Below are 24087 nucleotides of genomic sequence, written 5' to 3'. Positions count from 1 at the left end.
CGCATGACGATCGTGGTGTGGGTACTCGTCACGCCATTCGCGCTGTGGGCCCTGGTCCGGCTGCTCGGCCTGGAACGCGGGTGGCTGATGGTCACCGGCATCGCGTTCACGCCGTACGCGGCGGTCGCGTCCGTGGTTCCGTTGGCGTTGGCGCTGGCGACCGGCTGGTGGTGGGCCGCCGGGGTCACCGCGGCGACGGCCGTCGTGCTGGCCGCCTGCGTGGTACCCAGGATGGTCGGCCGGCCGGAGCGCCGGGAGGGCGTGGCTCTGCGGGTACTGACCGCGAACGTGCTCCTCGGCCAGGCGGATCCGGACGCCCTGGTCGGCCTCGTCGGGCAGCACGGGCCCGATGCGCTCGCGATCCAGGAGTACACGCCGGAGTTCGCCCGGAAGCTGACCGCTGCCGGGCTGGACGGCCTGCTGCCGTACCGGGTCGTCGACGCGCAGCCGGGCGGGCACGGGTCGGCGCTCTACAGCCGGCATCCGTTGACGGCCACCGGATCCAGGGTCGGGGCCGGCGGGTACCGGTCGACCGTGGGCACTCTGGAGGTGCCCGGCGGGCAGGCGGTACTCGTCGAGTCGGCGCACCCACCGGCACCGTACGCGGCGCACCAGTTGGCGTACTGGCTCACCGGGCAGGCCGCCCTGGACCGGGCCACGCCCGACGGTCCGCTACGGCTCCTCGCCGGCGACTTCAACTCGACGCTGGACCACGCGGCGCTGCGCGCGCTGATCCGGTCCGGGTACCGGGACGCGGCGAGCGTGGTGGGCCGGGGCGGCACGCCGACCTGGCGCGGGTACTGGCATGGGCTGCCCAGGACGCGCATGCCCGGGGTGACGCTCGACCACGTCCTGGCCGACCGGCGCATCGGGATCCGGGCGGTGGTGGTCTGCTCGTTGCCGGGCAGCGACCACCGCCCGCTGTTCGCCGAACTCGTCCTGCCGGACCCGGCCGCGTCCAACCGTTACGCGGGCACTGGAACCAACCCGTAGGTCAGCGCGTCCACGAGCGCGTGCCAGCTCGCCTCCACCACGTTCTCGTGCACCCCGACCGTGGTCCAGTCGCGGCCGGCCGCAGCCGTCTCGACCAGCACCCGGGTCACCGCCTGCGTGCCGTGCGTGCCTTCCAGGATGCGTACCTTGTAGTCGGCCAGTTCGAAGTCGGCCAGCGCCGGGTAGTGCCGGCGCAACGCCACCCGCAGCGCCTCGTCCAGCGCGTTGACCGGGCCGTTGCCCTCGGCCGTGGCGATCACCCGCTCGCCACGTACCCGTACCTTCACCGTCGCCTCCGAGATCACCGACCCGTCCTCCCGGTGTTCCACCGTGGCCCGGTACGACTCCAGCGTGAACGGGCGGGTGACTCCCCCGGCCAGCTGCGAGCGGACCAGCAACTCGAACGAGGCGTCCGCGGCCTCGAACGACCAGCCGTGCGCCTCCAGGTCCTTGACCTGCTCGGTGACCCGGGCCAGTGCCTCCGGGTGGCCGGCCAGATCGAGCCCCAACTCACGGGACTTGAGTTCGATGCTGGCCCGGCCGGCCATCTCGGTGACCAGGATCCGCATGTCGTTACCGACCACCGACGGCTCCACGTGGTTGTAGAGCAACGGATCCACCTTGATCGCGCTCGCGTGCAGCCCCGCCTTGTGGGCGAATGCGGCGGCCCCGACGTATGCCTGGTGGGTGTCGGGGGCGATGTTGGCGATCTCTGCGATGGCGTGCGAAACGCGAACCATCTTCTCCAGGCAGCCCTCCGGTAGGACCGGCAGCCCGAGCTTGAGTTGCAGGTTGCCCAGCACGGCGAACAGGTCGGCGTTTCCGGGCCGCTCGCCGTACCCGTTGGCCGTGCACTGGAAGTGGGTGACTCCGGCCTCGACCGCCGCGACCGTGTTGGCCACCGCGCACGAGGTGTCGTTCTGGCAGTGGATGCCGAGCCGGTCGCCGTCCACGCCGAGTTCGGACATGAGACCGGTGACCGCCGCGGTGATCTGCGAGGGCAGCATCCCACCGTTGGTGTCACACATGACCACGCGCTCGGCGCCGGCATCGAGCGCGGTCCTCACGACGCTGGCGGTGTACGCCGAATCGAAGCGGTACCCGTCGAAGAAGTGCTCACAATCCACGAACACCCGCCGCCCCTGGGACACCAGGTACTCGACGCTGTCCCGGACCATCGCGAGGTTTTCCTCCGCCGTGGTGCGCAGGGCCCGCGTCACGTGCCGGATGTCGGACTTCGCGACCAGGCACAACACCGGGGTCTGCGCGTCCAGCAACGCCTGGATCTGCTTGTCCTCGCGCACCGCGACTCCGGCCTTGCGGGTAGAGCCGAACGCGACGAGTACAGCGTGTTTGAGATCGAGTTCGCTGCGCGCCCGTTCGAAGAACTCGGTGTCCTTGGGCATGGCGCCGGGCCAGCCCCCCTCGATGAAGCCCACGCCCAACTCGTCGAGCAGCCGCGCCACCGCGAGCTTGTCCACGACCGAGTAGCTGATGCCCTCGCGCTGTGCCCCGTCGCGCAGTGTCGTGTCGAACACCTGGTACGTCATCGGAGTCCTCCTGTGGGTTGACGGTCGGTTTCTGGCGGCGGCCGGTCCCGGTGGGCGACCGGGCTGAGCTGTTCGTGGCCCAACAAAAAGACCCCCCGCCGAGGTGCGGGAGGTCTGCGCGCGCAGGAGGAGTCTGCGCGCGCTAGCCGATAATCAGTACGGAATACCGCAAAGTCACGTACGGTAGCCTGCCACCGCTGTCCGTTACTTGGAAGCACTCTCCCACATGGTGGACAAATCCGTGATCGGCTTCACACCGCAGCAGCCCTGACTCGGTCCCCATGCGGCGAGCGGAATGATGTGCTCAGACCAACCCCTCGCGCGACCCGACCGGTGGCGCGAGCCGTCTCATGGCCGGCGCAGCCACCCGCTGCGTCGGCCATGTGCGGTTTGGGGGTGTATCCGGCGCGGCTCACGGGTACCTGTCATAGACGGCACACCCACATTCAGGGGAGGTAGAGCCGTGGACAGGCCCAACCCCAACGTATTCCAAACCCCCCAGCCGGCCGGATCGGTGCCGGATCTGGCGCAGCCGGTGCCGGACAGGGACATGTCCGAGACCGAACCGGCGGTCGGTTCGGACCCGGCGGACTGGAGTGCCGCGCCGATGGGCGGGGACGTCCCACCGATGACCACGCCGGCCATGGCGCAGCGCTTCGACGCCTGGAACTACCGGGAGGACGCCGGCATCGGCGACGGTTCGGACCTCATCGGGTACCGGATCGAGGCGACCGACGGCCACATCGGCAAGATCGATGAGACCAGCCCGTTGGTCGGCGAGCAGTACCTGGTCGTGGACACCGGCCCGTGGATCTTCGGCAAGAAGGTCCTGCTTCCGGCCGGTACCGTGCACCGCGTCGACCAACTCGACCAGAAGGTGTACGTCGACCGGACGAAGGCTCAGATCAAGGACTCCCCGCAGTTCAACCCGGACACGTACGGCACCCCGGAGTACCGCGAGAAGGTCGGCGGCTACTACGGGTCGACGTACCAGGACCCCCGATAGCGGGTGTACCACTCCGGGAGTGAGGGGTCGGCGTCGGCCGGCCCCTTACGTTGTTTGGCGCCCGCCCAGTACTGTCGGGTGCGTGGATCAGAGCATCGCGACATTCTCCTCGCCCTCGGTCTTCAACTTCCGCGATCTCGGCGGTCACCGCACCACCGATGGACGAACTGTCCACTATGGACGCCTGTACCGCTCCGATTCCCTGCACCGGTTGACCGAGACCGAGTGCGGGCAGCTGTGCGCCTTCGGTGTGCGGACGATCCTCGACCTGCGCCGGCCGCACGAGATCGAGCGGGACGGCCGGATCCGGGAGACTCCGGGTCTGGCATACCACAACATCCACCCGATCCATCAGGAGTGGGACGCGTCGCTCTACGTACCGGAGGCCGGCCCGGCCCGGTACCTCGCTGATCGGTACCTGGACATGGCGATCGAAGGCTCCGAGGGGTTGGGAGCGGCCCTGCGCCTGATCGCCGACCCGGCCAACGCGCCGCTCGTCCTCCACTGCTTCGCCGGTAAGGACCGCACCGGCGTGCTGTCCGCGCTCACCCTGTCCCTGCTGGGCGTCGCCGCCACGGACATCGCGGAAGACTACGCGCGCAGCGAGGCGGCGCAGGCCGGGATCAGCGCTCAGATCCGCGCCGCGTCGCCGGACGCGGTGATCGCCGACCCGCCGCCGATGCATTTCCTGGTCTGCCCGCCGGAGGCGATGCTGCTGTTCCTCACCGAGCTGGGTGAGCGGTTCGGCTCGGTGGCCGGATTCGTCGCGTACACCGGAGTGACAGATGAGCACGTCGCATCGCTCCGTGCCCATCTGCTGGACTGAGCCCCGGACGGTGGCTCGGCCGGCGGTCAACTCGGCCGGCGGTCAGCTCACCCGGTGCACCCAGCCGTGCCGGTCGGCCACCCGGCCCCGCTGAATGTCCACCAGCTCACCGCGCAGCCGCTCGGTCACCTCGCCGCCGGTCATGGTGAACTCACCGTCCGGCCAGGCGACCCGGCCGATCGGGGTGATCACCGCGGCGGTGCCGCAGGCGAACGCCTCGCGCAGCCGTCCGCTGGCCGCGTCGGCTTTCCACTCGTCGAACGAGTACGGCCGCTCCACCACGGTCAGCCCCTGATCCCTGGCCAGGGTGATGACCGAGTCGCGGGTGATGCCCGGCAGGATGGTGCCGGTCAGCGCCGGGGTGACCAGGGTGCCGTCGTCGTACACGAAGAAGACGTTCATCCCGCCCAGCTCGTCGACGTACCTGCGCTCGACCCCGTCGAGGAACACCACCTGGTCGCAGCCGTGCTCGCTGGCCTCGGCCTGGGCGCTCAGGCTGGCCGCGTAGTTGCCGCCGCACTTGGCCGCGCCGGTGCCGCCGGGCGCCGCCCGGGTGTATTCCTGCGACACCCACAGCGCGACCGGCTTCACGCCACCCTTGAAGTACGCGCCGACCGGCGAGGCGATGACCACGTACAGGTACTCCGACGACGGCTTCACGCCGAGGAACACCTCGGAGGCGTACATGAACGGGCGCAGGTACAGGCTGCCGCCCTCGTCGGTCGGGATCCACTGCCGGTCGAGGCGCACCAGGGCGTCGAGGGAGCCGAGGAACAACTCCTCGGGCAGCTGCGCCATGGCCATCCGCTCGGCGGAGCGGCGGAACCGGGCCGCGTTGGCGTCCGGCCTGAACATGGTGATCGAGCCGTCGGCCGCGTGGTATGCCTTGAGGCCCTCGAAGATCTCCTGCGCGTAGTGCAGGACGGCGCTGGCCGGGTCGATCGCGATGGGGCCGCGTGCCTCGACCCGGGCGTCGTACCACCCCTTGCCCTCGGCGTAACGCACCGTGACCATGTGGTCGGTGAACACCCGGCCGAAGCCCGGGTCGGTCAGCAATGCGGCCCGCTCGATGTCCGAAACCGGCTGCGGGTTCGGGTGGATCTCGAAGTCGATGCTCATCTGCTCAGTCCTCCGTACACATCTGGACGGGCCTGGTGAAAAAATACCCCGAACGCTCGTTCAGCGGGCGGCGGCACCCCTGCCGCGACACCCCTGGCCACGTCCACGAAGAAGGGGCGCGCGACCGGTTCGTCGCGCGCCCCCGATGGTGCTTGGGTCAGCGGGACAGTTCCGCGAGACGGTCGCCGACTTCGGCGGTACGCAGCGACTGTCCGGGTTTGCGCCCGGCCAACTCGGCCGCGACCGCCTCGGATACTCGGCGGGCCTGCTCGGGGTGCCCGAGGTGGTCAAGCAGGAGGGAGACGGAGAGTACGGCGGCGACCGGGTCGGCCACGCCCTTGCCGGCGATGTCCGGCGCCGAGCCGTGCACGGGCTCGAACATCGACGGGTACCGGCGCTCCGGGTTGATGCAGCCGCTCGCGGCGAGCCCGATGCCGCCGGTCACGGCCGCGGCGATGTCGGTGAGGATGTCGCCGAACAGGTTGTCGGTGACGATCACGTCATACCGCTGCGGCTGCGTCACCAGGAACATCGACGCCGCGTCCACATGCTGGTATTCCGTGGTGATGTCCGGGTACTCCGCGGCGACCTCGGCGAACGTCCGCGCCCACAGTCCGCCGGCGTGGGTCAGCACGTTGGTCTTGTGGACCAGGGTCACCCTGCGGCGCTCGCGGCGGCCGGCGCGCTCGAACGCGTCCCGGATCACCCGCTCGACGCCGTGCCGCGTGTTCAGGCTCTCCTCGGTGGCGATCTCGGCCGGGGTGCCCCGGTGCAGCACTCCGCCGGCACCTGCGTACAGGCCCTCGGTGCCCTCCCGGACCACGACCAGGTCGACCTCGCCGGGCTTCACACCGGCCAGCGGGCCGGCGGTGCCGGGCCACAGCCGGGACGGGCGGAGGTTGACATACTGGTCGAAATCAAACCGCAGTTTGAGCAGCAGCCCGCGCTCCAGCACGCCCGGCGGGACGCTGGGATCCCCGACCGCGCCGAGCAGGATCGCGTCGTGCTGGGCCAGCTCGTCGAGGACGCTGTCGGGCAGCACCTCTCCGGTGCGGTTGTACCGCGCGGCACCGAGGTCATACTCGGTCGCCTCGACCCCCGGCAGTACCGCGTCGAGCACCTTGCGGCCCTCGGCGACCACCTCGGTCCCGATGCCGTCGCCGGCCACCACCGCGATACGTGCCACCGCCACGTCAAGCCTCCTCGCTCCGAGCTATCTAGCGAACGTTAAGGCATCATCCTAAAAGCCGGTACGCCGCTCCCACCATTCGGGAAAGCGTTCCCTCGGACCGAGTGCCGGTACTCACAGCTAACTGCCAGCGAATCGTCAGGGCATGGTCACCTGTGACACCTACAGTCAGCATCGACGGCTCCAGCTTCAACGGGGCTGGGGCCGAGGGCTGACGAGGGGAGCCACAGTGCACACGCTGTCCGAGCGGGTCATCGCCCGACACAGTGTTCAGATAACCGGGACCACCTACGCGTTCTGCCTCGCGGCACCGCCGACGATGGCCCGGCGCACGATCGGCGAGGCGCTGGCCGCGGCCGTCGCCGAGCTGCGCGCGGTGGACGCCGCGTTCAGCCCCTTCCATCCGCGCTCACTGGTGTCCGCGGTGCGCCGCGGCGAGCTGACCGCGGACTCGTACCCTCCGCCACTGGCCGACGTGGTCCAGCGCTGCGACGCGATGCGCGCGGCAACCGACGGCTGGTTCGACGCCTGGGCGGTTCCGGGCGGTTTCGACCCCAGTGGCCTGGTCAAGGGCTGGGCGATCGACCGGGCCGCGGTGCTGCTGCGGGCCGCCGGCATTGACGACTACGCGATCACTTCGGGCGGCGACTGGCTGGTCCGGGGCAACGGCCCGCGGGGCGGCCCGTGGCGCGTCGGGGTCGCCGATCCAGACAATCCGCTGCGGGTACTCGCGACGATCCAGCTGAGCGATGGCGCGGTGGCCACCTCCGGGTACGGCGCCCTCGTGGTCAACCCGCACACCGGCGCACCGGCCCGGTCCAAGGGCCCGGCGACGGTGACCGGCCCGACCCTGGCGACCGCCGACGCGTACGCCACCGCCCTGTTCGCGGCCGATCAGGCTGGCATGCCCTGGTTCCCGAGCACCGACGGGTACGAGGCGGTTGTCGTGTCCGGCCGACCGACCGGAGAGCTGCTCACGTTACGCTGACGGCGGAAAAGGTTCGCGTCGCGCATAATTGCGTGGCGCGAAGCTTTCTCCGACCAGTACCTTGTGCCGCGTGACGATTGTCGACCGCGAGTACGACGATCGGGCGACCGGCCTGCGCGAACGAAAGAAGATCGCGACCCGGGAGGCCCTCAGCTCGGCCGCGCTCCGGCTCGCGCTGGAGCGCGGGCCGGAGAACGTCCGCGTCGACGACATCGCCGCCGAGGCAGGAGTGTCGGCCCGCACCTACAACAACTACTTCTCCAGCCGGGAAGAGGCGATCTGCGTCGCGCTGACCGCCGACCGCGCACTGCGGATCGGCGCCGCGCTGCGCGCCCAGCCGGCGGACAAGCCCCTGGCCGAGGCGATCGTCGATGCGATGGTCTCGCAGTACTGCCTGGGCGAACCCGACCAGAAGACGCTGTGTCTGCTGTTCTCCACGCCGGCCCTGCGTAACGAGTATTTCCGCACCACGACCGCGATGGAATGGCCGCTGGCCCAGGCCATCGCGGCCCGAACCGGCCTGGACGCCACCCGCGACCTGTTCCCGAGAGCGCTGGCCGGCGCGCTGTCCGGGGCGGCCAGGGTGGCGGCCGAACACTGGCTAGCCGCGGGCGCCAGCGACGCCGAGGAACGAGGCGACGCGGTCAAGCGCCCGCTTTCACATAGCCCAGCGGGCGCCAGCGACGCCGAGGAACGAGGCGACGCGGTCAAGCGCCCGCTTTCACATAGCCCAGCGGGCGACGGCACGCACCTGGCCGACGTGCTGCGCGAGGCGCTGAGCTGGGTCGCCACGGCGCTACAGGCGCCCAGCCCACTATCGACCATGGGGGAACCCGAGTGCTGATCCGACTATTGCGCACCCATCTGCGCCCGTACCGCGGGCCGATCGCGCTGATCGTCCTGCTGCAACTGCTCCAAACCCTGGCCACGCTGTACCTGCCGACGCTCAACGCCGACATCATCGACAAGGGCGTGGTCGCCGGCGACACCGGATACATCATGCGCACCGGCGGCATCATGATCGCGGTAACCGTGGTGCAGATCGTCTGCTCGGCCGGCGCGGTGTACTTCGGCGCCCGTACCGCCATGTCGCTCGGCCGGGACGTCCGCGCCGCGGTGTTCGACCGGGTCATGTCGTTCTCCGCCCGCGAGGTCGGCCGGTTCGGTACCCCGTCGCTGATCACCCGGACCACCAACGACGTCCAGCAGGTCCAGATGCTGGCCCTGCTGACCTTCACCCTGATGGTCTCGGCGCCGATCATGTGCGTCGGTGGCATCATCCTGGCACTCAACCAGGACGTGCCGCTCTCGTCGCTGCTGCTGGTCATCGTCCCGCTGCTCGCGGTGATCATGGGCCTGATCATCTCCCGGATGCGGCCGCTGTTCCGGACCATGCAGGTACGCATCGACGGGATCAACCGGGTGCTGCGCGAGCAGATCACCGGCGTACGGGTGATCCGCGCGTTCGTCCGGGATCCGCACGAGCGGCAGCGCTTCGCCAGCGCCAACGACGAGCTGTTCGTGGTGTCCCGGGGTGTCGGCCGCCTGATGGCGCTGATGTTCCCCTCGGTGATGTTGGTGATCAACCTGTCCAGCGTCGCCGTCCTGTGGTTCGGTGGGCACCGCATCAACAGCGGGCACATGCAGATCGGCGCGCTGACAGCGTTCCTGGCCTACCTCATGCAGATCCTGATGTCGGTCATGATGGCCACCTTCATGTTCATGATGGTGCCCCGGGCGGAGGTGTGCGCGGAGCGCATCGAGGAGGTACTGGACACCGAGTCCAGCGTGGTACCCCCGACGAACCCGGTCTCGTCCATCCAACGGCACGGCGAGCTGGAGCTCCGGGGTGTCGAGTTCCGCTACCCCGGCGCCGAGCAGCCGGTGCTGCGGGGCGTCGACCTCGCGGCCCGGCCCGGCGAGGTGACCGCGGTGATCGGGAGCACCGGCAGCGGCAAGACGACCTTGCTCAACCTGATACCGCGGCTGTTCGACGCCACCGCCGGCAGCGTGATCGTGGACGGCGTGGACGTCCGCGAGCTGGACCCGAAGGCGCTGGCGGCGGCGATCGGCTACGTACCGCAGAAGCCGTACTTGTTCTCCGGCACGGTCGCGTCGAATCTCCGGTACGGCAAGCCGGACGCCACCGACGAGGAGCTGTGGCACGCGCTGGAGACCGCGCAGGCCCGCGACTTCGTGTCGCAGATGCCCGACGGGCTCGATTCGCCGATCGCCCAGGGCGGCACGAACGTGTCCGGCGGCCAGCGGCAACGGCTGGCCATCGCTCGCGCGCTGGTGAGCCGCCCGGACATCTACCTGTTCGACGACTCCTTCTCGGCGCTGGACTACGCGACCGACGCGGCGCTGCGCGCGGCGTTGGCCCGGGAGACCGCGGAGGTGACGGTGGTCATCGTCGCCCAGCGGGTCTCCACGATCCGGCACGCGGACCGCATCGTCGTCCTCGACGAGGGCCGGGTGGTCGGTACCGGCACGCACGACGAACTGATGAGCACCGACGAAACGTACCGGGAGATCGTGCTCTCCCAGCTGACCGAACAGGAGGCCGCGGCATGACCGAGCGTCAGCGAGGGAACCAGAGTTACAGCCCTCTCATGTCTCATGCCGGACCGCAGCGGAGCGAGGATCTGGCATGAGCGTCCCGGGTAGGCAGGCGGGGCCTGGCGGCCGTCCGGGTCCGAACGGTCCGGGGGCGCCCGGTCCGGGGGCTAACGGTCCGGGCGCTAACGGTGCGGCCGGCGCGAACGGCGCCGGGGAGCGCGCCACCCCCAAGCGCGGGCCGGGGCCGGCCGCCGCGGTGCGCGGGCCGGCCGCGTTCATGGGCGGCAGGTCCACGGAGAAGGCGTTGGACTTCCGCGGCTCCAGCCGTCGGCTGTTCGGCACCCTGCGGCCCGAACGTGGGCTGCTGATCCTGGTGCTGCTGCTGGCCGCGGGCAGCGTCGGGCTGTCGGTGCTCGGCCCGAAGATCCTGGGCAGGGCGACTGACCTGATCTTCGCCGGCGTCATCGGACGACAGCTGCCAGCCGGGGTCAGCAAGGACCAGGCGGTGGCCGGCCTGCGCCAGCAGGGCCACGGCACGCTGGCCGACATGATCAGATCGATGCACGTCGTACCCGGCCGCGGGATCGACTTCACCAGGGTCGGCCAGGTACTCCTGCTCGTCGTCCTCATCTACGCCGTGTCGAGCCTGCTCGCACTGATCCAGGGACGGCTGACCACCGCCATCGTGCAGCGCACCGTGTTCCGGTTGCGCGAGCAGACCCAGGCGAAGCTGGCCCGGCTGCCGCTGCGGTACTTCGACCGCCAGCCGCGGGGCGAGATCCTCAGCCGGGTCACCAACGACATCGACAACCTCGCGCAGTCGATGCAGCAGACGTTCGCGCAGATCGTCACGTCGCTGCTGATGATCGTCGGCGTGCTCGCCGTGATGTTCGCGATCTCCTGGCTGCTCGCGCTGATCGCGCTGGTCACGGTACCCGTATCGGTGTTCCTCACGGCCGCGATCGGCAAGCGGGCCCAGCCGCGGTTCATCGCGCAGTGGGCGACCACCGGCCAGCTCAACGGCCACATCGAGGAGATGTACACCGGGCACTCGCTGGTCAAGACGTTCGGCCGGCAGGAGGAAGCGGCGGCGACCTTCCAGGAGCACAACGGGAAGCTGTTCGAGTCGGGTTTCCGGGCGCAGTTCATCTCCGGGCTGATCCAGCCGGCGATGATGTTCATCGGCAACGTGAACTACGTGTTCGTCGCGGTGGTCGGTGCGGTGCGGGTCGCCTCCGGCGCGATCAGCCTCGGCGACGTGCAGGCGTTCATCCAGTACTCGCGCCAGTTCAGCCAGCCGCTGACCACGGTGGCCAGCATGGCCAACCTGCTCCAGTCCGGCGTGGCGTCGGCCGAGCGGGTGTTCGCCCTGCTGGACGCCGACGAGCAGGAGCCGGACCCGGTCACGTCGGAGCGGCCGGCGGAGGTACGCGGGCGAGTCGAGTTCCAGAACGTCTCGTTCCGGTACGACCCGGAGACTCCGCTGATCGACGACCTGTCGCTGAGTGTCCAACCGGGTCAGACGGTGGCCATCGTCGGGCCGACCGGGGCGGGCAAGACCACCCTGGTCAACCTGCTGATGCGGTTCTACGAGGTGACCGGCGGGCGGATCACGCTCGACGGCGTGGACATCGCCACGATGTCCCGGGAGGAGTTGCGATCCAGGACCGGCATGGTGCTCCAGGACGCCTGGCTGTTCGGCGGCACCATCGCCGAGAACATCGCGTACGGCGCCAGTGCCGGTTCACCGGAACTGGACGGTACGACGGCAGCGGTCAGCCATGAGCGCATCGTCGAGGCGGCCCGTGCCACGCACGTGGACCGGTTCGTGCGCACCCTTCCCGACGGGTACGACACCGTACTGGACGAGGAGGGCACCGGGGTGAGCGCGGGCGAGAAGCAGTTGCTCACCATCGCCCGGGCGTTCCTCGCGGAGCCGGCGATCCTGATCCTGGACGAGGCGACCAGCTCGGTGGACACCCGCACCGAGGTGCTGATCCAGCGCGCGATGAACTCGCTGCGCCAGGGGCGCACGAGCTTCGTCATCGCGCACCGGCTCTCCACCATCCGGGACGCCGACCTGATCCTGGTGATGGAGCACGGCCAGATCGTGGAGCAGGGTACCCACCACGAACTGCTGTCCGCCGGGGGCGCGTACGCCCGGCTGTACTCGGCGCAGTTCGCTCAGGCGGTCGCCGAGCTGAACTGAGAGACGCGGCGCCGGCCGGTCGACCACACGTCGACCGGCCGGCGCAAACCGACCTCAGTCGGTGCTCTCGAGGACTGTGCTCGCCTCCGCCACAACCCGGCTCCGGCTGCGCTCAGTCAGTCAAGTCCACTGTGGACGAAGCCGTCGCCCCGATCGCCTCGGCGGTCTTGGCCAGCACGTCGGCCGGGACCGTCGAGTCGACGGTGAGCGTCATCAGTGTCTCGCCACCGGCCGAGCGCCGGGCCACCTGCATGGCGGCGATGTTCAGGCCGGCGCCGCCCAGGATCGTACCGACCGTGCCGACCACCCCGGGCCGGTCCAGGTACCGGAAGAACAGCAGCACCCCGTCGGCCGCCAGCTCCAGGTCGAAGCCGTCCACCCGGGTCAGCCGCACGCCACCGTGCACCGTGCCGGACACCTCGACGGACCTGCCGTCCGGCAGCACCCCGCGCAGCGTCACCAGCAGAGGCTGCTCCTCGCTGTCCGGCACCGGTACCAGCGTCACCCGCACCCCCCGATCGGCGGCGAGCAGCGGTGCGTTGACGTACGTCACCCGTTCCTCGACCACCGCCGCGAACAATCCCTTCGTCGCGGCAAGCCGCAGCACCGACACGTCGTAGGCCACGGCCGGCCCGCGCACGTCGACCTCCACGTTCACCGCGACTCCCCCGGCGACCGCGGTGAACACCTTGCCCAGCCGCTCGGCCAGCGGCAGCAGCGGCCGGACATCCTCGGCGACCACGCCGCCCGCCTGGATGTTCGCGGCGTCCGGCACGAACTCGCCGGCAAGCGCCAGGCGCACGCTGCGGGCCACCGCGAGCCCCGCCTTGTCCTGTGCCTCCACTGTGGACGCACCGAGGTGCGGTACCGCGACCACGTTGTCGAACGCGAACAGCGGCGAGGAGGTGCACGGCTCCGTCGCGAACACGTCGAGCCCGGCGCCGGCCACCCGCCCGTCGGCCAGCGCGTCAGCCAGCGCACGCTCGTCGATCAGGCCGCCCCGCGCGGCGTTCACGATCCGTACCGTCGGCTTGACCATCCGGAGCTCCCGCTCCCCGATCAGCCCGACGGTCTCTGGCGTCTTCGGCAGGTGGATGGAGATGAAATCCGCCTCGCGCAACAACTCCTCCAGGCCGACCAGGCGCACCCCGAGCTGTGCCGCACGAGCCGGCTGGAGGTACGGGTCGTACGCGATCAGCCGGGTACCGAACGCCGCCATCCGCTGCGCGAACAGCACACCGATGCGCCCGAAACCGATCACGCCCACGGTCTTGCCGTGCACCTCCACGCCGGTGAACCTGGCGCGCTTCCACTGGCCGGCGCGCAGCGAGGCGTTGGCCGCGGCGGTGTGCCGCGCCACCGAGAGCAGCAGCGCGATCGCCTGCTCGGCTGCGGACACGACGTTGGCGGTGGGTGCGTTGACCACCATGACGCCGCGGGCGGTGGCGGCCGGTACGTCGACGTTGTCAAGACCGACACCGGCTCGGGCGATCACCCTCAGCCTGGGTGCGGCGGCCACCGCTTCGGCGTCGAGCTGGGTGGCGCTGCGTACGATCACGGCGTCGGCGTGACCGAGCGCGGCGAGCAGAGCCGGCCGGTCGGCACCGTTCACGTGCCGGACGTCGAATTCGTCGGCGAGCACGTCGAGTGCCGCCGGAGCCAGTTCCTCGGTGATGAGCACGACAGGCGCCACGGTGTCAGGTGTCACGATGCCCTCGCAGACCTGGGAGGCGGGATGGCCGAGGGAGCGCCGCGCCGCGCCCCTACCGCGCCGATCGTACGGACTCCGACACCGAGTGCGACAGTGATAGCCATCGTTGCCCTGGTGGCGGCGCCGCCGGAACCGGAAGCAGGGCCGCCGGGAAACGAATCCGGCGGCGGGCCACCTGTTCGGTGACCCGCCGCCGGGATCGGTTGTGCCGAGCGTCAGGCGGTCTCGGTGATCGGACGGTCCACCCAGCTCATCATGCCGCGCAGCTTCCGGCCGGTCTCCTCGATCGGGTGCGCCGCGGCCTCCTCGCGCCACTTGGTGAAGTTCGGGCGTCCGGCGTCGTCCTCGGCGATCCACTCGCGGGCGAACTCGCCGCTCTGGATCTCACCGAGGATCTTGCGCATCTCCTCCTTGACCCGCGCGTCGATGATGCGCGGCCCGCGGGAGTAGTCGCCGTACTCGGCGGTGTCCGAGATGCTGTACCGCATCCGGGCGATGCCACCCTCGTACATCAGGTCGACGATGAGCTTCAGCTCGTGGAGGCACTCGAAGTACGCGATCTCCGGCGCGTACCCGGCCTCGGTCAGCACCTCGAACCCGGTCTGTACCAGCGCGGTAGCGCCGCCGCACAGCACCGCCTGCTCGCCGAACAGGTCGGTCTCGGTCTCCTCGGTGAATGTCGTCTTGATCGCGCCGGCCCGGGTGCCGCCGATGCCCCGCGCGTACGACAGCGCCAGCGCGAGCGCCTGCCCGGTCGCGTCCTGCTCGACCGCGACCAGGACCGGAACGCCCTTGCCGTCCACGAACTGCCGCCGCACCAGGTGGCCCGGCCCCTTCGGCGCGACCATGGCCACGTCGATGTCGGCCGGCGGCTCGATCAGCCCGTACCGGATGTTCAGCCCGTGCCCGAAGAACAGTGCCTTGCCCGGGGCCAGGTTCGGCGCGATGTCCTCGGCGTAGATCTTGCGCTGTGCGGTGTCCGGAGCGAGCAGCATGATCAGGTCGGCCCACGCGCTCACCTCGGCCGGGGTACCCACCTCGAGACCCTGCTCCTGCACCTTGGCCCGGCTCTTGGAGCCCTCGGGCAGGCCGATGCGCACCTCGACACCGGAGTCACGCAGCGACAGCGCGTGCGCGTGCCCCTGACTCCCGTACCCGATGACGGCGACCTTCTTGCCGGCGACGAGCGACAGGTCGGCGTCGTCGTCGTAATAGACCTCAGCGGTCACAATCGGTTTTCCTTTCGAACTAGCGTGGGCCTCGTCAGGCGGCTGCGCGGAGCGCGGGACCGCTGATCGATCGTGAGCCACGACCGATCGCGACCAGACCAGACTGCACCATTTCCTTGATCCCGTACGGTTCGAGGTCGCGCAGGAGCGCGTCCAGCTTGTCGGCGGTACCCGTGGCCTCGATAGTCAACGTATCCGGCGCAACGTCTACGACCCGGGCCCGGAACAGGTTCACTGTCTCCAGGATCTGGGTCCGCGTCGGCCGGTCGGCCCTGACCTTCACCAGCAGAAGCTCGCGGTGCACGCTCGTGGCCTGCTCCAGCTCGACGATCTTCAGGACGTTCACCAGCTTGTTGAGCTGCTTGGTCACCTGCTCCAGGGGTGAGGAGTCTGCGTTGACCACGATGGTGATGCGGGAAACCTCGGGGTGTTCGGTCTCGCCGACCGCCAGAGAGTCGATGTTGAACCCGCGCCGGGAGAACAACTGCGCGACCCGGGCGAGTACCCCCGGCTTGTTCTCCACCAGCACGGACAGAGTGTGTTTATCGCTCATCACAGGTCATCCTCGTCGAAGGCCGGGCGGACGCCGCGGGCGAACATGATCTCGTCATTGCCGGTACCGGCGGCCACCATGGGCCACACCATCGCGTCCTTGCCGACCACGAAGTCGACCACCACCGGCGCGTCGTCGATGGCCATCGCAGCCTCGATCGTCTTGTCGACGTCCGCGGCCGACTCGCAGCGCAGCCCGATGCAGCCCAGCGCCTCGGCCAGCTTCACGAAATCCGGCACCCGGTGCTTGTGGGTACCGAGGTCGGTGTTGGAGTACCGCTCGTTGTAGAACAGCGTCTGCCACTGGCGCACCATGCCCAGGTTGCCGTTGTTGATCACGGCCACCTTGATCGGGATGTTCTCCAGCGCGCAGGTGGCCAGCTCCTGGTTGGTCATCTGGAAGCAGCCGTCGCCGTCGATGGCCCACACCGTACGGTCCGGCATGCCGACCTTGGCGCCCATCGCGGCGGGCACCGCGAAGCCCATCGTGCCCAGGCCGCCGGAGTTGATCCAGGTGGCCGGGTTCTCGTACGAGATGAACTGCGAGGCCCACATCTGGTGCTGTCCCACGCCGGCCACGTAGACCGCTTCCGGTCCGGCGATCTCGCCGATCCGCTTGATGACGTACTGCGGGGCCAGCGTGCCGTCGGTCGGCTCCTCCCAGCCCAGCGGGTACCGGCCGCGCAGGTCGTTCAGCGTGCGCCACCACTCCCCCAGGTCGGCCTGGTGACCGGCGGCGTGCTCGGCGGTGACCGCGGCGATCAGCTCGTCGATGACGAACCGCGCGTCGCCCACGATCGGCACGTCCGCGACCCGGTTCTTGCTGATCTCGGCCGGGTCGATGTCCGCGTGCACCACGGCCGCGTTCGGCGCGAACGAGTCGAGCTTGCCGGTGACCCGGTCGTCGAACCGGGCGCCCAGCGCCACGATCAGGTCGGCGCGCTGGAGCGCGTACACCGCCGAGACCGACCCGTGCATGCCCGGCATGCCCAGGTGCTGCGGATGCGAGTCGGGGAACGCCCCGCGGGCCATCAGCGTGGTGACCACCGGGATCCCGGTCAGTTCGGCGAGCACGCGCAGCTGCGCGGCGGCGCCGGCGCGCAGCACCCCGCCGCCGACGTACAGCACCGGCCGGCGGCAGCCGACCATCATCCGGGCCGCCTCGCGGATCTGCTTGCCGTGCGGGTGCAGGGTCGGCCGGTACCCGGGCAGGTCCAGCGTGGGCGGCCAGGAGAACGAGGTCTGCCCCTGGAGCACGTCCTTGGGGATGTCGACCAGCACCGGGCCGGGCCGGCCGGTCGAGGCCAGGTGGAACGCCTCCGCCAGTACCCTGGGCAGCTCCTCGCCGCTCTGCACGAGGTAGTTGTGCTTGGTGATCGGCACGGTGATCCCGGCGATGTCCGCTTCCTGGAACGCGTCCGTGCCGATCGCGCTGCGCGAGACCTGACCGGTGATCGCGACCATGCCGATCGAGTCCATGTACGCGTCGGCGATCGGGGTGACCAGGTTGGTCGCGCCCGGCCCGGACGTCGCCATGCACACGCCGACCTTGCCGGTGGCGTGCGCGTACCCGCTGGCCGCATGGCCGGCCCCCTGCTCGTGCCGGACCAGGATGTGCCGGACCGAGGAATCGAACAGCGGGTCGTAGGCGGGGAGGATCGCCCCGCCCGGGATTCCGAACACGACATCGACGTCGAGCGCTTCGAGCGAGCGTACGAGCGCGCTGGCGCCGGTCATCGGCTCATTGACCAGGGCCTTTGCCCGGACTGCCGGCCGCTCGGCCGGTACCCGGGCCGCGGCGGGCGAGGCGGCGACCGGCTGCGCGGGCGCCGGAACGGCGCGACCGGCCGGCCGGTCCGCACCGGGACCCGGACCTCGGTGGGCGATCATGTCGGGTGTCGGTTTCGTCATGTCATGCCTTTGCTCGAAGTGTTCGACTCTGGCGGCACTGGACCTCTGCGGGCATTAAAAAAGCCCGCGTGCTGGACGCACGGGGCTGACGCACTCTCCTACGGGGGAGAGTGCGTCTAGGTAAGTACTCGGGCGAGCCGGGACGGCGACATGGTTCTTACTCTGACGCATCTCATCCGCTGAGTCAACCTGTCTCAACATTTGGACGAGCCGCAGGTGGCCACGCGTGCCACTCGCGTCTCGCCAAGTGGACCGGCGGAGGTTGGACTCGTCGCGCGGCGCTCGCCGGTGCCAGACTGGGCGGATGCCTGAGCTGCGGTCAAAGACCTCCACACACGGCCGGACCATGGCCGGCGCGCGCGCCCTCTGGCGGGCCACCGGAATGACCGACGCCGATTTCGGCAAGCCGATCATCGCCATCGCCAACAGCTTCACCCAGTTCGTACCGGGACACGTCCACCTCCGTAACCTTGGCGCGCTGGTGGCCGACGCGATCAGCGAGGCGGGCGGGGTCGGCCGGGAGTTCAACACGATCGCGGTGGACGACGGCATCGCCATGGGCCACGGCGGCATGCTCTACTCCCTGCCCAGTCGGGAACTGATCGCCGACTCGGTCGAGTACATGGTCAACGCGCACTGCGCCGACGCTCTGGTCTGCATCTCCAACTGCGACAAGATCACGCCGGGCATGCTGCTGGCCGCGCTCCGGCTGAACATCCCGACGGTGTTCGTCTCCGGCGGCCCGATGGAGGCCGGGAAGACGGTCGCGATCGAGGGCATCGTGCACTCCCGGATCGACCTGATCGACGCGATGATCGCCTCGTCCAACGACGCGGTGACCGACGCGCAGCTCGACGAGATCGAGCGTTCCGCGTGCCCGACCTGTGGCTCGTGCTCCGGCATGTTCACCGCGAACTCGATGAACTGCCTGACCGAGGCGATCGGTCTGGCCCTTCCCGGCAACGGCTCCACGCTGGCCACCCACGCCGCCCGCCGGGCGCTGTTCGAGCGGGCCGGCAAGCTGGTGGTCGATCTGGCCCACCGGTACTACGACAACGACGACTCCTCCGTGCTGCCCCGCTCGATCGCCAGCCCGCACGCCTTCGAGAACGCGATGGCGCTGGACGTGGCGATGGGCGGCTCCACCAACACGGTGCTGCATCTGCTGGCCGCCGCCCGCGAGGCCGGCCTGGACTTCGGCGTCACCGACATCGACGCGGTCTCCCGCCGGGTACCGTGCCTGGCCAAGGTCGCGCCGAACACGCCCAAGTACCACATGGAGGACGTGCACCGGGCCGGCGGCATCCCGGCCATCCTGGGCGAGCTGGACCGCGCCGGCCTGCTGCACCGGGACGTGGTGACCGTGCACTCGGCCGGCGTGGACGACTGGCTGTCCGCCTGGGACGTGCGCAGCGGGTCGCCGTCGCCGGAGGCGGTCGAGCTGTTCCACGCGGCGCCGGGCGGGGTGCGCACCACCGAACCGTTCTCCACCGAGAACCGCTGGGACCGGCTGGACACCGATGCCGAGGACGGCTGCATCCGCTCGATCGACCACGCCTACTCGGCCGACGGCGGCCTGGCCATCCTGTTCGGCAACATCGCGCCGGAAGGCTGCGTGGTGAAGACCGCCGGGGTGCCCGAGGAGGTCTGGAAGTTCAGCGGACCGGCCGTGGTCTTCGAGTCGCAGGAGGACGCGGTCAGCGGGATCCTCGCCGACCGGGTGAAGGCCGGCGACGTCGTGGTGATCAGGTACGAGGGTCCGCGCGGCGGCCCGGGCATGCAGGAGATGCTGTACCCGACCTCGTTCCTCAAGGGCCGGGGCCTGGGCCGGGCCTGCGCCTTGATCACCGACGGCAGGTTCAGCGGCGGCACCAGTGGCCTGTCGATCGGGCACATTTCGCCCGAGGCGGCCGGCGGCGGGCTGATCGCGCTGGTCGAGGACGGCGACCTGGTGGAGATCGACATCCCCGGCCGCCGGATCGAGCTGGCGGTTTCCGACGAGGTGCTCCAGGCCCGGCGGATCGCCCAGGAGAAGCGGGAGCGGCCGTTCTCGCCCGCCGACCGGCAGCGCCCGGTGTCGGCGGCCCTGCGCGCGTACGCCTCGATGGCCACCAGCGCGAGCGACGGCGCGTACCGCAAGGTCCCCGAGTAGGTCCCCAGGTTTGTGGGCGGGCCGGCGTCGTGCGGCGACGCACCGACTAGGATCGGTGCGTCGCCGCGACTGGCGCGTTGAGGTGGAATCGACCACCGGGGAGCGACGCAGACCACGGCACCGCGCGCCTGGGTGCCGGGGGTGATGAGCGAGGAGTAGCCATGCACACCCCACGAATCCCAGATCTGGCTGCCGCCGACCCGCGGATCGCGGAGCTGATCGAGGCGGAAGCCCAGCGCCAGCACGACAAGCTGCGCATGATCGCGTCCGAGAACTACGTCTCCACCGCGGTGCTGGAAGCCACCGGCAGCGTGCTGACGAACAAATACTCCGAGGGGTACGCGAGCAAGCGGTACTACGAGGGCCAGCAGCTCATCGACCAGATCGAGACGCTGGCGGTCGACCGGGCCAAGGCACTGTTCGGTGTCGATCACGCCAACGTCCAGCCATACTCGGGCTCGCCCGCCAACCTGGCGGTCTACCTGGCGTTCCTGCAGCCCGGCGACGCCGTGATGGGCATGTCGCTGCCGATGGGCGGCCACCTGACCCACGGCTGGTCGGTCTCGGCGACCGGCAAGTGGTTCCGCTCGGTGCGCTACGGGGTGCGGCAGGAAACCGGACGCACCGACATGGACCAGGTGCGGGAGCTGGCTCTGGCCGAGCGCCCCAAGGTCATTTTCTGCGGCGGTACGGCGATCCCGCGCACCATCGACTTCCCGGCGTTCGCGGAGATCGCCCGGGAGATCGACGCCGTACTGGTCGCCGACATCGCGCACATCGCCGGCCTGATCGCCGGCGGCGCGCACCCGTCCCCGGTCGGGCACGCGGACGTGCTCACCACGACCACGCACAAGACACTGCGCGGCCCCCGCGGTGCCATGATCATGAGTACCGCCGAGAAGGCCAGCGCGATCGACAAGGCGGTCTTCCCCGGCCTGCAGGGCGGCCCGCACAACCACACCACCGCCGGCATCGCCGTCGCGCTGCACGAGGCGTCGCAGCCGGGATTCCGGGACTACGCGCACCAGGTGGTCGCGAATGCCAAGGCGCTCGCGGCGGCCCTGGTCGAGCGCGGCTTCGACCTGATCTCCGGCGGCACCGACAACCACCTGATCCTGGTGGATCTGACCAGCAAGGGGATCGGCGGCAAGCCGGCCGCCCAAGCGCTGGACCGGGCCGGCATCGAGCTGAACTACAACACGGTGCCGTTCGACACCCGCAAGCCGTTCGACCCGTCCGGCATCCGGCTCGGCACCCCGGCGCTGACCACCCGGGGCTTGACCGAGGCGCAGATGCCGCAGGTCGCGGCGTGGATCGACGAGGCGGTCGGCGCCAGCGCGGCGGCCGACGAGGCGGCTCTGGACAAGATCTCCGGAGAGGTACGGGACCTGCTCGCCGGGTACCCGATGCCGGGCTACGCGGCCGCCTGAGCACCCGTGCGGCGCCCCGGCGCCGTCAGCCGCTCACCGTCGCCGGTGCGCCCGCCTCCGTCCGGAGGTGGGCGCCCGGCCCCGGCCGCGGTAGCACGTCTCGAGCCGATTCCAGCCGGTGTCCCGCCTCGCATCGCAGCTCCGCGCGCACTTCGGCGCCACAGTCCCGGTGCTCGTGGCGCAGCGACGGCCCCTCCGGGTCCGCCAGGTACCGGTCGCCCCACTCCCGTACGGCGACCAGGATCGGGTACAGGTCGAACCCCTTTGGAGTCAACCGGTACTCGTAGCGCGCCCGGGCGCCCGGCTCCTGGTACGGGTGGCGGCGCAGGATCCCGTGGTCGAGCAGGAGCGCCAGCCGGTTGGCGAGGACCTGGCGGGGGATGTTCGTCCGCTCCCGCATCTCCTCGAACCGGCGGAGGCCACTGAAGATCTCCCGGAGCACCACCAGGGTCCATCGCTCGCCGAGGATCTCCATGGTCCGACCGATCGTGCAGTTGTCGGTCGAGAAGTCCAGTGCCGCAGGTCTCATGTCGCCAAGGCTAGATCTCGTTGACAGACTCAACAAACGGCTGCGAGTCTGCATCCATGACGCAGACTCAGGAGGTCGGGCTGACCCGAACCCGCACGTTCTCCTGGTCCGATCCCGCGGCCCACGCCGCGATGGTCGGCCGCCGTAGTGGCCTGGAGATGCTGCGGGCGATGATCTCGGGCGAGCTGCCTCCACCGCCGTTCATGCAGACCATCGACGTCGACGGGTTCGAGGCGGACGAGGGCCGGGTGACCGTGCGGCTCACCCCCCAGGAGTTCCACTACAACCCGCTCGGGTCGGTGCACGGCGGCATCCTGTCGACCCTGCTCGACACGGCCGCCGCGTGCACCGTGCACTCGGTGCTGCCGGCCGGACAGGGCTACACGTCGATGGACCTCAACGTCAAGTTCCTCCGGCCGGTGACCACGGCATCGGGCCAGCTCCGGTGCACCGGTGCGATCCTGTCCCGTACCCGTCGCAACGCCCTCGCCGAGGCGCGGCTGACCGACGAGTCCGGCCAGCTGGTCGCGTACGCCACCTCGTCCTGCCTGATCTTCGACGTACCGCCCGGTCGCTGACCGCTGGCTATTGGCTCTCGGCACCGTCGGTCCGCGCGGCGGTGGCCGGGGCACGGGTGCGACCATGGGATGGTGAGCACCGTCAAATTCCGGCACAACGCGGCGATCGTCGTCGCCGGGCTGGTCGCCCTGTTCGGCGCCGTACCGGTGGCCACCGTCCAGTGGTACCTGACGCCGATCCTGCTGGTACCGCTGGCAGTGATGATCTGGGGCTGGCGGGCGGGTACCGACGCCAACCAGGACGGACTGTCCATCCGGGCACTGTTCGGGGCAACTCGGGTGCCCTGGGAACGGATCACCGGCTTCGTGCCGGCGCAGCGCCGGGTGGTCGCGATGCTGGACGGCGGCGGCTCGGTGACCCTGCCCGCGGTCACCCCGGCCGACCTGCCCCGGCTGGTCGCCGCGAGCGGCCAGGAGCTGGCCACGACAGAGGAGTCCGGAGAGCCGGACGACGCCGACCCGGCCGAGGCGGTCGAGGCGGTCGAGGCGGCCGGCGTTCCCGAGCCGGCCACCGCTTCCGAGCGCGACGGGAGCCCGACCGCCAGCGAGGGCTGAGCCCCTCAGTACCCGTTCTGGACTTCGTTGATCACCGGCTGGCCGGCCGCGTACCGGCGGATCTGGTCGCCCACCAGCCCGTACGCCCGGGGCAGCAGCCCCCGTACCGACCCACCCACGTGCGGCGTGAGCAGGAAGTTCGGCATCGTCCACAGTGGATGATCCTCAGGCAGCGGCTCCGGATCGGTCACGTCGACGGCCGCGCCGATACGGCCGGTGGCCAGCTCGGCGACCAGCGCCTCGGTGCGCACAACCGGACCGCGCGCCGCGTTGACCAGCAGTGCGCCCTCCGGCATGCGCCGCAGGAAGTCGGCGTCCACCAGGCCGCGGGTTTCCGGGGTCAGCGGGAGCAGCAGGATCACCACGTCGGCGTCGGGCAGCAGCCCGGGCAGCTCATCGATGCCGTGCACCCCGTCCCGCGCGGTCCGCGCGACCAGGGTCACGGTCACCTCGAACGGCGCCAACCGGGCGGCAGTCGCCTCGCCGATCGCCCCCGCACCGACGATCAACACCCGCTTGCCGGCCAGCTCGTCGGTCGGCGCGTACCGCCCGTACGACCAGGTCCGGTCCGCTTGGTCGCGGGCGAACGCCGGGAAGGACCGCAGGTAGGACAGCACGGCGGTGAGCACCCACTCGGACGTGGACGACGAGTGCACACCGCGCGCGTCGCACAGAGTCACCCCGGGCGGGACCCGGCCGACCCACGCGTCCGCGCCGGCCGACATCAGCTGGATGACCCGCAGGCCGGTCAGCTTGGCGGTGAACTCGGCCACGCGGCTGGTGGACAGGAACGGCGGCACCCAGAACTCCACCGACCCCGGATCGGACGGCATCGGCCCGTCCACCGAGGCGAAGACCTCGACCTCGACCTCCGGAGGCAGGTCACCCAGAAACGCCGCACCATCTTCTCGCCCGATCCACACCTTCACGGGTACCGACGATAACCACCCCACCTGCCGCGCAGCACCGCGCGGGTACGCCCGGTCCGGGTGCGGTTGGAT

Annotated in this window: 20 protein-coding genes and 1 riboswitch; of the genes, 11 read left to right on the top strand and 9 right to left on the bottom strand. The window is 70.3% G+C overall.

All coding sequences use genetic code 11. From position 1 onward, the window contains the following. The first annotated feature begins 3 nt into the window (after positions 1-3). Positions 4-993 carry an endonuclease/exonuclease/phosphatase family protein gene (locus Raf01_RS08710; RefSeq protein WP_203917234.1) on the top strand — a complete coding sequence of 330 codons (990 nt, stop codon included), beginning with the start codon at positions 4-6 and terminating at the stop codon, positions 991-993. Here the strand turns inward: Raf01_RS08710 and cimA are convergent. Beyond that, positions 966-2543: a citramalate synthase gene (cimA, locus tag Raf01_RS08705; RefSeq protein ID WP_203917233.1), complete on the bottom strand. Its 1578-nt coding sequence runs from the start codon at positions 2541-2543 to the stop codon at positions 966-968. The genes Raf01_RS08710 and cimA overlap by 28 nt on opposite strands. Positions 2544-3006: 463 nt before the next feature. On the opposite strand from cimA, the gene Raf01_RS08700 reads away from it, so the two are divergent. After that, complete coding sequence (locus Raf01_RS08700; protein ID WP_203917232.1) at positions 3007-3549, top strand: PRC-barrel domain-containing protein; 543 nt, start codon at positions 3007-3009, stop codon at positions 3547-3549. A gap of 82 nt (positions 3550-3631) precedes the next feature. Further along, positions 3632-4375, top strand: a complete 744-nt coding sequence (locus Raf01_RS08695; RefSeq protein ID WP_239133467.1) for a tyrosine-protein phosphatase — start codon at positions 3632-3634, stop codon at positions 4373-4375. Between the two features lie 42 nt (positions 4376-4417). On the opposite strand, the gene Raf01_RS08690 is transcribed toward Raf01_RS08695, so the two are convergent. After that, positions 4418-5494, bottom strand: coding sequence for a branched-chain amino acid aminotransferase (locus Raf01_RS08690; RefSeq protein WP_203917231.1), 1077 nt, complete (start codon positions 5492-5494; stop codon positions 4418-4420). Between the two features lie 157 nt (positions 5495-5651). Further along, positions 5652-6680 (bottom strand): 3-isopropylmalate dehydrogenase, encoded by a 1029-nt coding sequence (locus Raf01_RS08685; protein ID WP_203917390.1) that lies wholly within the window; start codon positions 6678-6680, stop codon positions 5652-5654. Between the two features lie 232 nt (positions 6681-6912). Between Raf01_RS08685 and Raf01_RS08680 the strand changes: the two genes are divergently transcribed. The 4 genes from Raf01_RS08680 to Raf01_RS08665 all read left to right on the top strand — a co-directional run bounded on the left by Raf01_RS08680 (position 6913) and on the right by Raf01_RS08665 (position 12439). Further along, complete coding sequence (locus Raf01_RS08680; RefSeq protein WP_239133466.1) at positions 6913-7671, top strand: FAD:protein FMN transferase; 759 nt, start codon at positions 6913-6915, stop codon at positions 7669-7671. Between the two features lie 70 nt (positions 7672-7741). Further along, on the top strand, positions 7742-8515 hold the full coding sequence (locus tag Raf01_RS08675) for a TetR/AcrR family transcriptional regulator (protein ID WP_203917229.1): 774 nt from the start codon (positions 7742-7744) through the stop codon (positions 8513-8515). Continuing rightward, on the top strand, positions 8509-10245 hold the full coding sequence (locus Raf01_RS08670; protein WP_203917228.1) for an ABC transporter ATP-binding protein: 1737 nt from the start codon (positions 8509-8511) through the stop codon (positions 10243-10245). The genes Raf01_RS08675 and Raf01_RS08670 overlap by 7 nt, the downstream gene beginning before the upstream one ends. Positions 10246-10321: 76 nt before the next feature. Continuing rightward, positions 10322-12439: an ABC transporter ATP-binding protein gene (locus Raf01_RS08665; RefSeq protein WP_203917227.1), complete on the top strand. Its 2118-nt coding sequence runs from the start codon at positions 10322-10324 to the stop codon at positions 12437-12439. Positions 12440-12551: 112 nt separating this feature from the next. On the opposite strand, the gene serA is transcribed toward Raf01_RS08665, so the two are convergent. From serA to Raf01_RS08645, 4 genes are all read right to left on the bottom strand, one after another. Continuing rightward, positions 12552-14132 carry a phosphoglycerate dehydrogenase gene (gene serA / locus Raf01_RS08660; RefSeq protein WP_203917389.1) on the bottom strand — a complete coding sequence of 527 codons (1581 nt, stop codon included), beginning with the start codon at positions 14130-14132 and terminating at the stop codon, positions 12552-12554. A gap of 233 nt (positions 14133-14365) precedes the next feature. Next, the gene (gene ilvC / locus Raf01_RS08655; RefSeq protein WP_203917226.1) at positions 14366-15379 is read right to left on the bottom strand and encodes a ketol-acid reductoisomerase; all 1014 of its coding nucleotides are present in this window, start codon (positions 15377-15379) and stop codon (positions 14366-14368) included. Positions 15380-15413: 34 nt separating this feature from the next. Further along, positions 15414-15932, bottom strand: a complete 519-nt coding sequence (gene ilvN, locus Raf01_RS08650; RefSeq protein ID WP_203917225.1) for an acetolactate synthase small subunit — start codon at positions 15930-15932, stop codon at positions 15414-15416. Next, positions 15932-17842 carry an acetolactate synthase large subunit gene (locus Raf01_RS08645; protein WP_203917224.1) on the bottom strand — a complete coding sequence of 637 codons (1911 nt, stop codon included), beginning with the start codon at positions 17840-17842 and terminating at the stop codon, positions 15932-15934. Before Raf01_RS08645 ends, ilvN begins: the two co-directional genes overlap by 1 nt. A gap of 304 nt (positions 17843-18146) precedes the next feature. Between Raf01_RS08645 and ilvD the strand changes: the two genes are divergently transcribed. After that, on the top strand, positions 18147-19994 hold the full coding sequence (gene ilvD, locus Raf01_RS08640) for a dihydroxy-acid dehydratase (RefSeq protein ID WP_203917223.1): 1848 nt from the start codon (positions 18147-18149) through the stop codon (positions 19992-19994). Between the two features lie 55 nt (positions 19995-20049). Next, positions 20050-20135: riboswitch (ZMP/ZTP riboswitch) on the top strand. 20 nt (positions 20136-20155) lie between these two features. Next, positions 20156-21424, top strand: coding sequence for a serine hydroxymethyltransferase (gene glyA / locus Raf01_RS08635; RefSeq protein ID WP_203917222.1), 1269 nt, complete (start codon positions 20156-20158; stop codon positions 21422-21424). A 25-nt stretch (positions 21425-21449) separates the two neighbouring features. Here the strand turns inward: glyA and Raf01_RS08630 are convergent, their stop codons facing one another. After that, on the bottom strand, positions 21450-21953 hold the full coding sequence (locus Raf01_RS08630; protein ID WP_203917221.1) for a winged helix-turn-helix transcriptional regulator: 504 nt from the start codon (positions 21951-21953) through the stop codon (positions 21450-21452). Between the two features lie 56 nt (positions 21954-22009). Here Raf01_RS08630 and Raf01_RS08625 point away from each other — a divergent pair, with 56 nt between their 5' ends. Next, entirely contained in the window at positions 22010-22531 is a 522-nt protein-coding gene (locus tag Raf01_RS08625) for a PaaI family thioesterase (protein ID WP_203917220.1), read from the top strand. Positions 22532-22603: 72 nt separating this feature from the next. Then, a complete protein-coding gene (locus tag Raf01_RS08620) occupies positions 22604-23086 on the top strand; it encodes a PH domain-containing protein (RefSeq protein ID WP_373319496.1) in 483 nt (160 codons plus the stop codon). 5 nt (positions 23087-23091) lie between these two features. Here Raf01_RS08620 and Raf01_RS08615 read toward each other — a convergent pair whose 3' ends face one another. Continuing rightward, a complete protein-coding gene (locus tag Raf01_RS08615; protein ID WP_203917218.1) occupies positions 23092-24015 on the bottom strand; it encodes a 2-hydroxyacid dehydrogenase in 924 nt (307 codons plus the stop codon). Positions 24016-24087: the final 72 nt, after the last annotated feature.

The organism is Rugosimonospora africana, assembly GCF_016862975.1.
Lineage (GTDB): Bacteria > Actinomycetota > Actinomycetes > Mycobacteriales > Micromonosporaceae > Rugosimonospora > Rugosimonospora africana.
Note: the sequence above shows the minus strand (reverse complement) of the source record. Positions and strands in the feature narration are given on the sequence as shown.